Origin of the sequence: Pseudomonas guariconensis (assembly GCF_900102675.1) — a bacterium.
Classification (GTDB): Bacteria; Pseudomonadota; Gammaproteobacteria; order Pseudomonadales; family Pseudomonadaceae; genus Aquipseudomonas; species Aquipseudomonas guariconensis.
This window is the reverse complement of sequence record NZ_FMYX01000002.1, coordinates 382740-397558: the sequence shown is the minus strand read 5'-3', so window position 1 is coordinate 397558 and position 14819 is coordinate 382740. Positions and strand designations below refer to the sequence as shown.

Sequence of the window (14819 nt, the reverse complement as noted above, 5' to 3'; positions counted from 1 at the left end):
GACCATGCCGGAACTACCTGAAGTCGAGACTACCCGGCGCGGTATCGCGCCTTACCTGGAAGGTCAGCGGGTCAGCCGCGTGGTGGTGCGTGACCGGCGCCTGCGCTGGCCGATCCCTGAGGACCTGGATGTGCGTCTTTCCGGGCAGCGCATCCTCACCGTTGAGCGGCGCGCCAAATACCTGTTGATCAATGCCGAGGTCGGCACCTTGATCAGCCACCTGGGCATGTCGGGCAACCTGCGCCTGGTGGAGCAGGGCTTGCCGGTGGGCAAGCACGAGCACGTAGACATCGAACTGGAATCGGGGCTAGCCCTGCGCTACACCGACCCGCGTCGTTTCGGCGCGATGCTTTGGAGCCTGGACCCGTTCAATCATGAGTTGCTCATGCGTCTGGGGCCGGAGCCGCTGACCGACCTGTTCGATGGCGAGCGGTTGTTCCAGTTATCCCGCGGGCGGAGCATGGCGATCAAGCCGTTCATCATGGATAACGCCGTGGTGGTGGGGGTGGGTAACATCTACGCTACCGAGGCGCTGTTCGCGGCCGGCATCGACCCGCGGCGCGAGGCCGGCGGCGTCTCTCGGGCGCGTTATGTGAGGCTGGCGATCGAGATCAAGCGGGTGCTGGCAGCGGCGATCGAGCAGGGCGGCACGACGCTGCGCGACTTCATCGGAGGCGACGGGCAGCCGGGATACTTCCAGCAGGAGTTGTTCGTGTATGGGCGCGGGGAACAGCCATGCAAGGTCTGCGGCACGACGCTCAGGGAAGTGAAGCTGGGGCAGCGGGCCAGCGTGTACTGCCCGCGCTGCCAGCGCTGATCATGATTGGGATCGCCTCATGGGCCTTCGCGGGTAAACCCGTCGCCACAGGTTACTGGTGGTCTTAAGAGCACCGCAGAATCTGTGGGTGCGGGTTCACCCGCGAAGAAGTGCGAAACCCTTGCCGAGCGCTTCAAGCCTTGCCGGTGATCCGCTTGTACTTTTCCATCAGCTCGTCGTGGGTCTCCGGGTGAGCTTCATCCAGAGGGATGCAGTCGACCGGGCAGACCTGCTGGCACTGCGGCTCGTCGTAATGACCTACGCACTGGGTGCACAGGTTCGGGTCGATCACATAGATCTCTTCGCCTTGGGAGATAGCGGCGTTCGGGCACTCGGGTTCGCAGACGTCGCAGTTGATGCAATCGTCGGTGATGATCAGGGACATGGGGGCTCCGGCCGGGGCTATTGGCCCGGGCATGTATCAAACCAGTGGGCACAATTGTGCCGCATTCGCGCCCGCAGTGCACGCTGGCGCGATGATCAGGCGGTGGGTGTCACTTCTTGAAGCGTAGGGTCAGCGCCTCGGCGACCACCGGGTGGACGAATTTGCTGATGTCGCCACCCAGGGCGGCGATTTCCCGGACCAGGGTCGAGGAAATGAACGAGTAGCGCTCCGACGGCGTCAGGAACAGGCTTTCGACGTCCGGCGCCAGTTGCCGGTTCATGTTGGCCAGCTGGAACTCGTACTCGAAGTCCGAGACTGCACGCAGGCCGCGCAGGAAGACATTGGCACCTTGCTCCTTGGCGAAATGCGCCAGCAGGCTCGAGAAACCGATGACCTCGACATTGGGCAGGTGCTTGGTGACCTCACGGGCCAGCTCCACGCGTTGCTCCAGCGGGAACAGCGGGTTTTTCTTCGGGCTGGCGGCGACTGCGATGATCACGTGATCGAACAGACGCGAGGCGCGCTCGACCAGATCGCCGTGGCCTTTGGTAATGGGGTCGAAAGTACCCGGGTACAACACTCGGTTCATCGCGTCATCCTGGCTGGAGTGCGTTGGGGAGTCGGATGGTAGCGCAGCGACTGCTGCCCGGCCAAGTCGCACGGCCGAATGAGGGCACTATAGACAGCCAGGCCGTTCGTTGTCATGCGCCCCGTGCCAGGCGGGTGGCCAGGGCGTCGCTGAGCCGGGCGGCGAGGGCGTAGACCGACAGTTGCGGGTTGGCGCCAATACTGGTGGGGAACAGCGAGCCGTCGTGGATCGACAGGTTCTCCAACTGGTGGTGCCGCCCCAGGCTGTCGCACACCGCCTGGCGTGGATCCTCGCCAAGGGCGCAGCCGCCCATTACGTGGGCACTGCCCAGGCGCGTGCGAAACGGCTCCAGGCGCAATTCGTCGATCAACGCCTGCGCCTGGGGCAGGTCTGTGGTGTAGCGGGCATCGCTGTGCACCGGTATCACTTGGGTAGCGCCGGCGGCGAACTGGATGCGCGCCATGCTCAAGTAGGCCCGGCGCAGGCCATCGCGCAAGTAGTCGGTGATGGGATAATCGAGCACCGGCGAGCCGTCGCCGCGCAGCTCCACCTGGCCGCCCTGGCTCTCGGGGTGGAAACCATCGCGCAGCAACGCCAGCATGACATGGGTATGTGGCAACGCGGCCATGCGCCGGGCGCTTTCTTGGCCATGGGCGCCCAGCAGCGTGCTTGCCAGCGCCGGATGCAGCGGGGGCACTTCGAGTTTGAAGCCGATCGGCCCATCGACGCCGTCGCGCCACTGGAATTGGTCGCTGTAGATGGACTGAGGCGCGCCATAGAACGGATCGATGCGCTCATCGAACAAGGCCGCGCTGAAATTGACCAGGTGCAGGAAGGTGCGCTTGCCCAGCCGTCGGTGCGGGTCGGGCGCCTCGGAGCGCAGCAGCAGGGCTGGGCTGTTGATGCCGCCGCCAGCCAGTACATAATGCCGTGCGCGGATCCGTACCTGGTACCCGGTCGGCTCCACGGCCCGGCGGTCCAGGGCCTGGCACAGCAGTTGGGTGATGCGCCTGCCGTCATGTTCGAATCGCTGCGCACGGGCCAGATAGAGCAGCTCGCCGTGGTTGTCGAGGGTGGTGGGAATGCTGGTCACCAGCATCGATTGCTTGGCGTTGACCGGGCAACCCATGCCGCAGTAGCCCAAATTCCAGCAGCCGCGCACATTGCGCGGAATCACTGCCCAGCGGTAGCCGAGCACTTCGCAGCCCCGGCGCAGCACGTCGTTGTTGGGGTTAGGCGGCAGGGCCCAGGGGCTGATGCCCAGGCGTTGCTCGATACGCTCGAACCAAGGGCGCAGGTCTTCGCTGGCGAGCCCTTTGACGCCGTGCTCCCGGGCCCAGTGCTCGAGGGTTTGCTCAGGGGTGCGGAAACTGGAGGTCCAGTTGACCAAGGTGGTACCGCCCACGGCGCGCCCTTGGAGGATGGTGATGGCGCCATCCTTGCTCATGCGCCCGAGCCCTTCCTGGTACAACTGGGCGTAGGCCTCGTTTTCCTGCAGGTGGAAATCGCTGCTGGTCTTGAGCGGGCCTTCCTCGATCAACAGCACCTTGAAGCCTGCGGCGCTGAGCAGCTCTGCGCTGGTGGCGCCGCCAGCACCACTGCCAATCACGGCGATGTCGGCCTCCAGCGTCAGGTCCTGGTCCAGACGCGAACCATCGTAGGTGATCCAGCCTCGGGCGAGGCCTTGGCGAAACGGGTCGGCGACAGGCATGGGCAAGCCTCTTAGTCAGATCTTCGGTGGGCCGGGATAGCCGCAGGCCGCCCAGGCCTCGGGGCGTTCGTACCAGGCCATGAGCAGCAGTTGCAGCAGCGAGGCGTGGCCCATGCGCAGCATGTCCAGCGAACTGTCGCGCCAGCGTCGCAGGAAGGTGTTCACCTGGGCGCTGCTGGCGTTTTCCCAACTGCCCCAGATGCCCGTCAATGGTCCACGGGTCAGCGGCAGGCTGAGCACGTCGAACAACTGGCGGGTGAGTTTGAGCATTTCAGGCGAGAGCGCTGCCAGCTTGTGATCCAGGCTGTGCAGTACCAGTGCGTCGCTGGCCTGAGTGCCGGCGAGCACCACCGGAATCACCGCAGCCAGCATCGGCAAGTCGTCTTCGCGTAGCACCGAGAAACCTGCAGCGGATGTCTGCGGCGCACAGCCGACCAGGCTGGCAGTGCTCAAGAAAACGCTGGCACCCAGGCTGAACCGAAGCAGGTCTCGGCGGTGCATGGCATCCCCTCGCTCAACGGATGAACAGCTTGAAAATCAGACGCTGCAAGGCTTTGCCATAAGGAGGGTAGATCAGCCGGGCGGTGTTGAGGCGTTGCTTGGCCAACACCGCCTTGGCCTTGCTGAAGGTCAGGAAGCCTTCATGACCATGGTAGTGGCCCATGCCCGAGGGGCCGACGCCGCCAAAGGGAAGATCATCTTGGGCCACATGCAAGAGCGTGTCGTTCAGGCACACGCCGCCGGAATGGGTGTTGCGCAGCACGTGGGCCTGCTCGGCGCGGTCGTAGCCGAAGTAGTACAGCGCCAGGGGCCTCGGGCGCTGGTTGATGTAGGCCAGGGCCTGATCGAGGTTGTCGTATGGCACCAGGGGCAGCAAGGGGCCGAAGATCTCGTCCTGCATCACCTGCATGTCGTCATTCACCGCCATCAGCACGTGAGGGGGCAGGCGACGACCCTGGCGGGGCTCGTCGGCATACAGGTCGAGCACCCGGGCGCCCTTGTCGCGGGCATCGGTGAGCAGCCGCTCCAGGCGTTGCAGTTGCCGGGTGTTGATGATGGCGCTGTAGTCGGGGTTGTCGGCGATGCGCGGGTACAGACGGCGCATGGCGCGTTGGTAGGCTTCGGCGAAGGCGTCGAGGCGCTCGCGAGGAACCAGCACATAGTCAGGGGCGACGCAGGTCTGGCCGGCATTGAGACCTTTGCCGAAAGCGATGCGCTCGGCGGCGGTTTCCAGCGGCACACTGGCGCAGACGATGGCCGGCGACTTGCCGCCCAGTTCCAGGGTCACCGGGGTGAGGTTGGTGGCGGCAGCCAGCATGACTTGTCGACCCACGCTGGTGGACCCGGTGAACAGCAGGTGGTCGAAAGGCAGGCGCGCGAAGGCCTGGCCGACTTCGACCTCGCCGAGCACGACGCTGACCAAGTCCGCCGGGAACACGCGCTCGAGCAGGGTCTTGAGAGCCTTCCCGCTGGCCGGTGAGGCCTCGCTGAGCTTGAGCATCACCCGGTTGCCGGCGGCCAAGGCGCAGGTCAACGGCCCGATCGCCAGTAACAAGGGGTAGTTCCACGGCACGATGACCCCGACCACGCCCAGCGGTTGATAAAGCACCTGGGCGCTGGCCGGTTGGAAGGCCAGGCCGACCGTGCGTCGCGAAGGTTTCATCCAGCGTTGCAGGTGACGCTCGGCGTGACGCAGGCCTTGGATCGACGGCATCAGCTCGGCGAGCAGGGTTTCGTCGGCGCTGCGGCCATCGAAGTCTCGGTCGATCGCCTCGATCAGCGATTGCTGGTTTTGCAGCAGCGCTTCGCGCAGGCTCCGGAGCCATTGCCGACGTTGGGCCGCCGGCGGCATGGGATTGTTTGCGAAGGCTTGGCGCTGGGCATCGAACAACGCGGGCAGGTCGAGGTCGGAATGCACTGGAAGCTGAGTGATCGGCGAGGTCATGGCTGCTCCGCTGGGGTGCTCGGTGGCTAGAGCATATACTCTAATCCGTTGCCTGGACATTCAATTAAGGTGTGCCGTCTTGAAAATTTACCGACAGCGCGGACTCGTCTGCCTGCCGTCCACCCTGGCGGACTTTTCGCAGGTAAACCCATTCCCACGGACCCCCGCGCCCGCAGCACCGTGCATTGCCTGGTCGATACGCCGTAAGATGAACCATCAACGAACCTGGAGCTGAGCATGGCCCCGCGCATGAAGACTCGCGAGCGCATCGTGCAGAACAGCCTGGAGCTGTTCAATCAACAGGGCGAACGTAGCGTCAGCACCAACCACATCGCCGCGCACATGGAAATTTCGCCCGGCAACCTCTACTACCACTTCCCCAACAAGCAGGCGATCATCGCCGTGCTCTTCAACCAATACGAAGAGCTGGTAGACAGCTTCCTGCGTCCGCCACAGGGGCGTGTCGCCACGGTCGAGGACAAACGTTTCTACCTCAAGGCCTTGCTGGCGGCCATGTGGAACTACCGATTCCTGCACCGGGACCTCGAGCACCTGCTCGACAGCGACCCGGAACTGGCTGCCCGTTACCGCCGTTTTTCCCAGCGTTGCCTGCAGCAGGGCCAGGCGATCTACCGGGGCTTCGTCGATGCTGGCATTCTTGCGATGGATGCCGCGCAGGTCGAATCGTTGACCATCAATGCCTGGATCGTGCTGACATCCTGGGTACGTTTTCTCAGTACTACACGCGAACATTCCGCGCATCTGGGAGAAGAAGCCTTCAAGCGTGGTGTCTACCAGGTGCTGGTGCTCGAACTGGGCTTCGTCACTGCCAGCGCGCGTGCCGCCGTGGATGCCCTCTGCGAGGAGTTCCACGTTCCGTTCAACCAGGCCCTGGAGCAGTGACCCCGGGCTTTCGTGCTATCGATCAGGAGATTGTCATGCCTCTTGCGCAATTGATCACCCCAACGCAGCTGGCCGAGCGCCTGGGCGCGCCTGGGTTGGTGATCCTCGACTGTCGCTTTGCCCTGGAAGATGTGGACTACGGCCAACGCAGCTACGCCCTCGGGCATATCGCCGGCGCGCACTTCGCGGATCTGGAGCGAGACCTGAGCGGGCCGGTGGTCAAGGGCGTGACGGGCCGTCACCCGTTGCCGGATCCGCAACGGCTGGTCGAGCGCCTGCGTGAGTGGGGGATGGACAACGACAGTCAGGTGGTGCTTTACGACGACGGCCCGGGCGCCTTCGCTGCCCGCGCCTGGTGGCTGCTGGCCTGGCTGGGCAAGCGCGAGGGGGTGTCGATTCTCGACGGAGGCCTGAAGGCCTGGCACGCCGCGCATCAGCCGCTGAGCCTGGACCCTCCGGCCAAGCGTGAGGGCACCTTCACCGGTGCGCCGGACATGAAACTGGTGATCGACGCCGAGCATCTGGCCAAGGGGTTGGGCAATCCAGAAATGACTCTGATCGATGCCCGTGGCCTGCCGCGTTTTCGCGGTGAGGTCGAGCCGATCGACCCAGTGGCCGGGCATATTCCCGGGGCTCAGTGCGCGGCCTTCACCGACAACTTGGGGCCGGATGGACACTTTTTGCCGGCCGAACAGCTCAAGCAGCGTTTTGCCCAGAAACTGGCAGGGCGGGCGCCAGAACAGGTGGTGGCCTACTGCGGATCGGGCGTGACCGCCTGCCACAACTTGTTCGCCCTGGCATTGGCGGGGTACCCGCTAGGCAGACTCTACGCCGGGTCGTGGAGCGAGTGGATCAACGATCCTGGCCACGGTGTGGCAACCGGTGATTGACGCCACCTGAGGAAAGCGGGGGCGTGATACAGGCCAATCCCTTCGACGATCAAGCCCCCTGCACCAACCACTGCGGAATCCTGCGCTCCAGGTAATACCCTGGATTGCGCAGGCTCCCTTCCACGAAGCCCACATGGCCACCTCTGCTGTGCAGTTCCAGATGCGTGTCGCGCGCCAGTTCACTCGCAGTCGGCAGGCTATGGTCGAAGACGAAAGGGTCGTCGCTGGACTGGATGATCAGCGTCGGGGTGCGGTTTTCGCCCAGGTAGTAGCGACTCGACGAGCGCCGGTAGTAGTCGTAGGCATCGCTGAAGCCGTTCAGGGGCGCGGTGACCTTGCCGTCGAAGTCCCAGAAGTTGCGTAGGTTGCGCAATGACCCGAGCCGTTCCAGTTCGGCCAGCCGCTCCACATGGCCGTTGTCGCGAAAGTGCCGCTGTTTTCGTTGCACATAGGCCAGCAATTCGCGCATGAAATGCGCTTGGTAGACCTTCGAGAAACCCATCCCGATACGGTCTGCGCTTTGGTCCAGGCGAAACGGTACCGATACTGCGACTGCCGCTTGCAGTTGGCTGGCCGAGCCGCTTTCCCCCAAATACTTGAGCAACACATTGCCGCCCAGCGAATACCCCACCGCATAGAGCGGTGCCAAGGGTCGCTGGACACGCAAGTGACGGATGGTCTCGGCCAGATCCTCGCTGGCGCCGGAGTGGTAGCTGCGCGTCAACAGGTTGGGCTCGCCCGAGCAGCCTCGCCAGTTCACTGCGACACTGGCCCAGCTATGGGCCTGCAGGGCCTGCTGCAGGCCTTTGACATAGGGCGAGTGGGACGAGCCGGTCAGGCCATGGAGCACCAGGACCACGGGTGCGTTGACCTGATTGGGGCCAAGCCAGTCGAGGTCGAGAAAATCTCCGTCGGAAAGCCACATTCGCTCGCGGGTGCGATGCAACTCGGGCGTTTTACGCCAGAGCGGGCCCCACAAGGTTTGCAGATGCGGATTGGAGAGGCCGATGGCGGGCGTGAACTGGGCGATAGGACTTGGCATGCTGGACAACTCGTCATGTGCTCGCCTAGCTTGCCATGAAGCGCCTCTTCAGGGGTTGCCCTATACGCCTATGGTCGGTGGCTCGGGCAACGGCTGCTGATCGACGGCAGGGCCAAGGGTGGCGAAGAAAGCCTTTTTTATATCGAGCCAGCCCCGAGCGGCTTGTCGAATGCCCTCGGGTGTCAAGGCTGCGAGTTTCTCCTGGTAGCTCGCCAGATGATTGGCTGGCAGCCCCTGATGGCTGAATGCTGCCAACCCGTTTGCCAGCACCGCATTGTCGGCCATGCCACGCATCAGCTTGCCCGCCAGCTGGTTCAGGGCCAGGTCGCACTCGGCCTGGGTGGGCCCATGGGCGATGAAGCATTCAAGCACGTTCGATACCAGGACCCTGGAGGCATCCCGGTATTCAGGTGCGATATCCCAGCTCACCTGCCACAGGCATCCCGCATCCATCGGTTCTAATACAGCATAGATGCTGTAGGTCAGCGCGCGACGTGTGCGCAGCTCGGCGGTCAATCGGGACTCGAACCCCGCTCCCAGGATTTCAGTGGCCATGAGCAGGGCTGGGTAATCCTCGTCCTTTGGCCAGACATGCAGCGGGAGTGTCAGCAGCACCTGAGTGCTGGCGCCTGGACGCTCAAGATGCAGGGGACCAGCGGCAGATACTGGCAGCGCTGGCGGAGGCACGGCGGCCCACTGCTGCGGCAGTGCCTGGGTAAGATCGTTTACCAGCGCTTGGGCCTCTTCACGGGACAGATCGCCAACCAGGCCGATGTCGAGATTGTTGGCGGAGTAGGCTTGTCGATGGAAGGCGCGTACATCGTCTGGCGTCAGGGAGCCCAGCCCATCGAGTGTTCCGGCCAGTGGGGTGGCATAGGGATGACCTGCGAGCAATTGCTCCATCGTGGCGTCGAACAACCGTGCATGCAGAGGCTGGAGGCTGCTTTGCTGTGCACCGACAAGGCGCGCGCTGATCTTGGCGACATCTTCTGGGCGCAAGGCAGGCCGGGCGACCATCTCGGTGATCAAGCGCAAGGCGCAAGCGCGCAGGTCCGGCGTGTTCAGGCTGCGCAGCGTGACGATCGCGCAGTCTTGGGTCACCTGCCGGTTCATGACCGCGCCCAGACCCTCCAGTCGCTCGGTGAATTGGGTGGCGTTGAGCTCGGCAGTGCCTTGGTCCAGCGCGTACAGGGCCAGGGCTGCCAGACCGGGCGTATCGCCGTCCAGGGCGCTGCCAGCCTTGAAGCGCAGCACCAGGTCGAACATCGGCCGTTCGTGGGAAGCCAGAAAACGCACGCGAGTGCCTTCTTTCGTACGCCAATGCTGTACGTCGTGCTTCACGAGCGGGAACGGGTCAAGGTTCAGTGCCTGCGCCGATGCGAGGTTGGCCAGCGTCAGGGAGAGGTTGTCCGGCGCAAGAGGGTTGCAGGTTTCGGCGTTCGCCGAGGTGGAAGAGAGATCGTTCATGCTGGCACTCCGTGCTGCAGGTAGGTTGTCGTCAGACGCTCCCGCCTCAGGTATTCGCTGGCGACACGTTGCAGGGTGGCGCTGGTGAGGTCGCGGATGATTCGTGGCGCTTCATCGTGTAGCGCCGGATCCAGGCCGGCCGCGGCCGCATGGCCAATGAGCGTCGCCTGGTGCGCGAGGTCGTCCCGCTCGTAGAACTGCCTGGCCAGCAGGCGCAGCTTTGCACCTTCGAGCTCTGTTTCTGGTAGTGCAGCAGTTCGAAGCGTGTCGATCAGTTGCCATACCTCGGTAGCCGCCTGTTGGGCAGTGGCCCTGTCCGGGACCGTGGCGCTCGAGAGCGTCATCAGGGTGTCGCCCCGCACGTGGTGGTCATAGGAGAGTTGAGCGTATTTGAGGAGGCGTTTGTCACGCACCAGTTGGCTGTACAGCCGGGCACTGTAGCCAGTGCCCAGAATTTGGCAGAGCAAGCGCAGCGCCAGGACGGTTTCCTGAGAAGGGGCTGTGGCCTGGCTCGGGACGTTGAACGACATGAACAGGCCATCCACCAGCGTGGGCTGAACGAGCGTCTGGCTGCGTTCGGCAAGCACGCCTCTGTGCCGAGGAGCGGGTTTGGCATCAAGGGGGGCGGGTGGCAGGGCCGCGAAGTAAGTCTCTACCTGGTGACGCAGGACTTTGGGATCGACCGCGCCCGCGACCACCAAGGTCGCGTTGTTCGGTTGATACCACGTCTGATACCACGTCCGTACCGATGCCAGGCTCATCTCTTCGAGGTCGATCGAATATCCGAAGCTGGGCATGGCATAAGCGTTGTCCCCGTGGGCGAGCATTCGGTGCTGTTCGAATGCCAGCTGGATCGGCGAATTGTCCACTCTGAAGCGGCGTTCGTCGGCAACGGCTTTGACTTCCTGTTCGAATGCAGCCGGGTCCAGTGTGGCGTTCTTCATGGCATCGGCCATGAGTTCCAGAGCAACAGGCAGCCGGGAGGCAGGCAAGATCATCTCGAACGAAGTGGCGTCGTCATGGGTGGTGGCATTGGCCACACCGCCCAGGCGGGCGATCAATCGGGAGTACTGTCCAGCCGGGAGTTTACTGCTACCTTGGAAAACCAGGTGCTCGAGCAGGTGCGACAGATTCGAATGCCCCGGTGGCTCGTGGCTTGCGCCGATGTGGTACCACAACTGGACGGCTGCCAGTGGGGCGCTGTGGTTTTCATGCAGGTAGACCGATAAGCCGTTGTCGAGCCTGAAATGGTGCAAAGGGGCAGGCTTGGCTGATGCCAGTACGTCGAGACTGGCGCAACCTGTGTGGGCCTGATTAGGTGGAGTTGGGGAAGAAATCATCGCTGAAGTGCTCCTCATGGGCGATAAGCCGGAGCAGCTTCAGCGATAGAAAAGGTCCATCTGCGTTACATAAGTAGGCAGACCGTCGATTCAGCCCCGTTGCCAGAGCGCGTAATGCACCTGCCCGGTCTTTTTCTCCCGGTGCAAGCGCCAGTTGCCGGGCATCTGCAAGGTGGAAGGCGCCGCTTCGCTCTCGGTGTAAACCCAGGCGCTTTCGCTCAGCCACTGGCGGTCTTCAAGCAGGTTGCAGGTGTCGGCCAGCAGGTCCTGGTGGAAGGGCGGATCGAGGAACACTACGTCGAACTGTTGTTTGGCCGGGCCTTGCAGGTAGCGCAGGGCATCGGTCTGCAGGATCTGGCCACGCGGGCAGCGCAGCACTTCCAGGTTGTCCTTGAGGTTGGCGATGGCCGCTGGGTTGCTGTCCAGGGCGACGGCATCCTTGGCTCCCCGCGACAGGGCCTCGAGTACCAGGGCGCCGCTACCAGTGAAGGCATCCAGCACCAGAGCACCCTCGATATAGGGTGCCAACCAGTTGAACAGGGTCTCGCGGACGCGGTCCGGTGTCGGCCGCAGGCCTTCACCTTCCGGGACCGTCAGGCGGCGGCTGCGCCACTCGCCGGCGATGATGCGCAAGTGTCCTGGGCCCTTGCTCTGGGCCTGGCCCGGACGGGCAGGGGTCGATGGCTTGGCCATTAATGCTCCGGTATGCCGAGCGGCTGCTCGGCGGGTTTGTCAGTGGGCGGCGGCAGTGGTTTCTGCGCCACGGTCGGGCCGACGGTGACGATCACCAGCTTGTCCGCCGCCAGGTGCTTGTTCATGGCGGCCTTGACCTGCTCGACGGTCAAGGCCTGGGACTGCTGCATGAAGTCCTCGAGCCAGGTCAGCGGCAGGTTGTAGAAACCGATGGCGCCCAGTTGGCCGACGATGCTCGAGTTGCTGGCGTTCGACAGCGGGAAGCTGCCGGCCAGTTCGCGCTTGGCATCGTCCAGCTCTTGCTGGGTGGGGCCGGTCTTGAGGTAATCGGCGAGGATGTCCTGGACCAGCTTGAGCGTGCCTTCGCTCAGTTCGGCACGAGTCTGCAGATTGATCATGAACGGTCCGCGCACCTGCATGGGGCTGAAGGCCGAGTACACGCCGTAGGTCAGGCCGCGCTTCTCGCGTACTTCGCTCATCAGTCGTGTGCCGAAAGCGCCGCCGCCGAGGATCTGGTTGCCCAGGGACAGCGCCGGCCAGTCCGGATCCTGGCGGTCGATGCCCAACTGCGCCAGCATCAGGTGGGTCTGCTTGGACGGGAAGTCGATGTGGGTCAGGCCAGGCTTGGGTTCGGCCGGCTGAGCAGGCTTGGCCAGCGCCGGCCCCTTGGGCAGCGCGCTGGAGACCTGGGCGGCGATGGCTTCGGCCTCGGCCCGGCTCAGGTCGCCGACCAGGGCGATCACGGCATTGCCGGCAGCATAGGCCTTGGCGTGGAACGCCCGCAGCTGCGCCAGGCTAATGCCAGGGATGCTTTCGGCACTGCCATCGCTGGGATGGGCGTAAGGGTGGTTGCCGTAGAGCTGGTTGAACAGGGCCTTGCCGGCGATCTTGCCCGGGTTCTGCTTTTCGTACTCGAAGCCGGCCAGCAGCTGGTTCTTGATGCGCTTAAGGGCGTCATCCGGGAATGTTGGCTTGCCCACCACTTCGGCGAACAGCTTCAGGGCTGGCTCGCGCTTGTCCGGGGTGCTCAGGCTGCGCAGGGTGGCCACGGCCATGTCGCGGTAGGAGCCGTTGCCAAAGTCCGCCCCCAGGCCTTCGAAGCCTTGGGCGATGGCGGTCACGTCCTTACCGGCCACACCTTCGTTGAGCATGGCATTGGTCAAGGTCGCAAGCCCCGGCACATCGCCGTCCTGGCTGCTGCCGGCCGCGAAGGTCAGGCGCAGGTCGAACATCGGCAGCTCACGCGCTTCGACGAACAGCACCCGCGCGCCTTCGGCGGTGCTCCAGCTCTGGATGTTCAGTTGGCGCCGACTGGGCGCCTTGCCGTCCAGCTCGGCCAGCGACTGCAACGTATTGGCCGGGCGCGCCGCCGTGTCCTGGGCCTTTGCGGCGTTGTCCGACTGAGCCGGGCGGGCCAGCACGAGGGCCAGGGCCACGACCAAGGTGATGATCCCGAGGCCGAACAGGGTGTAGCGTGGGGCGCTGCGATCACTCATGAGCGGACTCCTCGGGCAGTACGTGGGCAACGCTCAGGCGTTCGCGGGTGAAATAGGTGCGTGCGGCGTCCTGGATGTCCTGCGGGGTCACGCGCTTGAGCTCGTCCAGCTCGCTGTCGATCAGCTTCCAGGACAGGCCCACGGTCTCCAGCTGGCCGATGGTGGTGGCCTGGCTGCTGATGGAGTCGCGGTCGTAGACCAGCCCGGCGATCACCTGGGCGCGCACGCGTTCGAGCTCCTCGGCGGTGGGCGGGGTGGTCTTGAGTTCGTCGAGCAGTTGCCAAATGCCTTTCTCGACGTCGGCCAGGGTTTTCTGCTTCTGCACGTTCGGCGTGGCCGAGATCATGAACAAGCTGTCACCGCGGGTGAAGGCGTTGTAGCCCGACGAGGCGCCGGCCACCAGTTCCTGGCCACGCTCAAGGCGTGACGGCATGCGCGCGCTGTAGCCGCCATCGAGCAGGGCCGAGATCAGTCGCAGGGCATTGACCGCGCGCGCATCCTTGGCGGTGGCCAGGCTGGGCACGTTGAAGCCGTAGATCAGGCTTGGCAACTGGGTGCGTACATGCAAGGTCAGCTGGCGCAGGCCGGGCTCGGCCAGTTCCAGAGGCAGCTTGGCGGGAGGAACGGCTCGTTTGGGGATTGCGCCGAAGTACTTCTGCGCCAAGCCCTTGACCTCGTCGAGGGTGACATCGCCGACGACTACCAGCGTGGCATTGTTCGGGGCGTACCAGGATTCATACCAGTGGCGCAGCTCCTCGACCTTCATACGCTCGAGGTCGGCCATCCAGCCGATAGTCGGTGTGTGATAGCCACTGGCCGGATAGGCCATCGCGCGAAACAGCTCGTAGGCCTTGGCATTGGGCTGGTCGTCCGTGCGCAGGCGGCGCTCTTCCTTGATGACTTCGATTTCGCGGCTGAACTCATCGGCCGGCAAACGCAGGCTCGCCAGGCGGTCGGCTTCGAGCTCCAGGGCCACCGGCAGGCGGTCGCGGGCCAGCACTTGGTAGTAGGCGGTGTAGTCGTCGCTGGTGAAGGCGTTTTCCTCTGCGCCCAGGTCACGCAGGATGCGCGAAGCTTCGCCCGGACCGATCTTGGCACTGCCCTTGAACATCATGTGTTCGAGGGCATGGGACAGGCCGGTCTGGCCTGGCGTCTCATAGCTGGAGCCGACCTTGTACCAGATCTGCGAGACCACCACCGGTGCGCGATGGTCTTCGCGCACGACCACTTTCAGGCCATTGTCGAGAATGAACTCGTGGGTGGGTTGCGGATCGGCGGCAAGGGCCGCGAACGGCAGGCAGAGCGTGCTGAGCAACAGGCCAGCGGCGCGGCGGGCTAGAGCATTCATACGTTGGATAACCTGTACGGCGGCCCGCAGGGTTTAGCGTCGGCGGGCCAGGAGGTGCTAGGATACTGATCCGGTTGCCTGGCGACCATGCCTGTCGCCGTTCTGGCCTGCGGGCCTGACGACAAAATATTGCGCATGAACCAGCCGGATTCAAAATAGTCTGTTCTGCGTTTAGAGAATTCCCGATGCGCCG

General features: G+C 64.1%; 14 protein-coding genes. 3 read left to right on the top strand and 11 right to left on the bottom strand.

Going from position 1 to position 14819, the window contains the following annotated elements; translation table 11 throughout:
* Positions 1-4 precede the first annotated feature (4 nt).
* On the top strand, positions 5-817 hold the full coding sequence (mutM, locus tag BLS27_RS04695; RefSeq protein WP_090343398.1) for a bifunctional DNA-formamidopyrimidine glycosylase/DNA-(apurinic or apyrimidinic site) lyase: 813 nt from the start codon (positions 5-7) through the stop codon (positions 815-817).
* Positions 818-950: 133 nt separating this feature from the next.
* Here mutM and BLS27_RS04690 read toward each other — a convergent pair whose 3' ends face one another.
* The 5 genes from BLS27_RS04690 to BLS27_RS04670 form a co-directional block, all read right to left on the bottom strand.
* On the bottom strand, positions 951-1202 hold the full coding sequence (locus tag BLS27_RS04690; protein WP_043208655.1) for a YfhL family 4Fe-4S dicluster ferredoxin: 252 nt from the start codon (positions 1200-1202) through the stop codon (positions 951-953).
* Positions 1203-1311: 109 nt separating this feature from the next.
* A complete protein-coding gene (gene coaD, locus BLS27_RS04685; RefSeq protein WP_043208653.1) occupies positions 1312-1791 on the bottom strand; it encodes a pantetheine-phosphate adenylyltransferase in 480 nt (159 codons plus the stop codon).
* A 112-nt stretch (positions 1792-1903) separates the two neighbouring features.
* Complete coding sequence (locus tag BLS27_RS04680) at positions 1904-3502, bottom strand: GMC family oxidoreductase (RefSeq protein ID WP_090343396.1); 1599 nt, start codon at positions 3500-3502, stop codon at positions 1904-1906.
* A 15-nt stretch (positions 3503-3517) separates the two neighbouring features.
* Positions 3518-4003, bottom strand: coding sequence for a twin-arginine translocation pathway signal protein (locus BLS27_RS04675; protein ID WP_070571732.1), 486 nt, complete (start codon positions 4001-4003; stop codon positions 3518-3520).
* A 13-nt stretch (positions 4004-4016) separates the two neighbouring features.
* Positions 4017-5447: a coniferyl aldehyde dehydrogenase gene (locus BLS27_RS04670; RefSeq protein WP_090343393.1), complete on the bottom strand. Its 1431-nt coding sequence runs from the start codon at positions 5445-5447 to the stop codon at positions 4017-4019.
* A gap of 237 nt (positions 5448-5684) precedes the next feature.
* Between BLS27_RS04670 and BLS27_RS04665 the strand changes: the two genes are divergently transcribed.
* Positions 5685-6350 carry a TetR/AcrR family transcriptional regulator gene (locus BLS27_RS04665; RefSeq protein WP_043208646.1) on the top strand — a complete coding sequence of 222 codons (666 nt, stop codon included), beginning with the start codon at positions 5685-5687 and terminating at the stop codon, positions 6348-6350.
* A gap of 35 nt (positions 6351-6385) precedes the next feature.
* Positions 6386-7240, top strand: a complete 855-nt coding sequence (locus BLS27_RS04660; RefSeq protein ID WP_090343391.1) for a sulfurtransferase — start codon at positions 6386-6388, stop codon at positions 7238-7240.
* Between the two features lie 49 nt (positions 7241-7289).
* Here BLS27_RS04660 and BLS27_RS04655 read toward each other — a convergent pair whose 3' ends face one another.
* From BLS27_RS04655 to BLS27_RS04630, 6 genes are all read right to left on the bottom strand, one after another.
* Complete coding sequence (locus tag BLS27_RS04655) at positions 7290-8282, bottom strand: hydrolase (RefSeq protein WP_043208643.1); 993 nt, start codon at positions 8280-8282, stop codon at positions 7290-7292.
* Positions 8283-8342: 60 nt separating this feature from the next.
* The gene (locus tag BLS27_RS04650) at positions 8343-9749 is read right to left on the bottom strand and encodes a M16 family metallopeptidase (protein ID WP_090343388.1); all 1407 of its coding nucleotides are present in this window, start codon (positions 9747-9749) and stop codon (positions 8343-8345) included.
* Positions 9746-11089: a M16 family metallopeptidase gene (locus BLS27_RS04645; RefSeq protein ID WP_244155207.1), complete on the bottom strand. Its 1344-nt coding sequence runs from the start codon at positions 11087-11089 to the stop codon at positions 9746-9748. Before BLS27_RS04645 ends, BLS27_RS04650 begins: the two co-directional genes overlap by 4 nt.
* 90 nt (positions 11090-11179) lie before the next feature.
* Positions 11180-11782: a 16S rRNA (guanine(966)-N(2))-methyltransferase RsmD gene (rsmD, locus tag BLS27_RS04640; RefSeq protein WP_043208640.1), complete on the bottom strand. Its 603-nt coding sequence runs from the start codon at positions 11780-11782 to the stop codon at positions 11180-11182.
* On the bottom strand, positions 11782-13278 hold the full coding sequence (locus BLS27_RS04635) for a M16 family metallopeptidase (RefSeq protein ID WP_090343385.1): 1497 nt from the start codon (positions 13276-13278) through the stop codon (positions 11782-11784). Before BLS27_RS04635 ends, rsmD begins: the two co-directional genes overlap by 1 nt.
* Positions 13271-14626, bottom strand: coding sequence for a M16 family metallopeptidase (locus BLS27_RS04630; RefSeq protein ID WP_090343382.1), 1356 nt, complete (start codon positions 14624-14626; stop codon positions 13271-13273). Before BLS27_RS04630 ends, BLS27_RS04635 begins: the two co-directional genes overlap by 8 nt.
* Positions 14627-14819 lie beyond the last annotated feature (193 nt).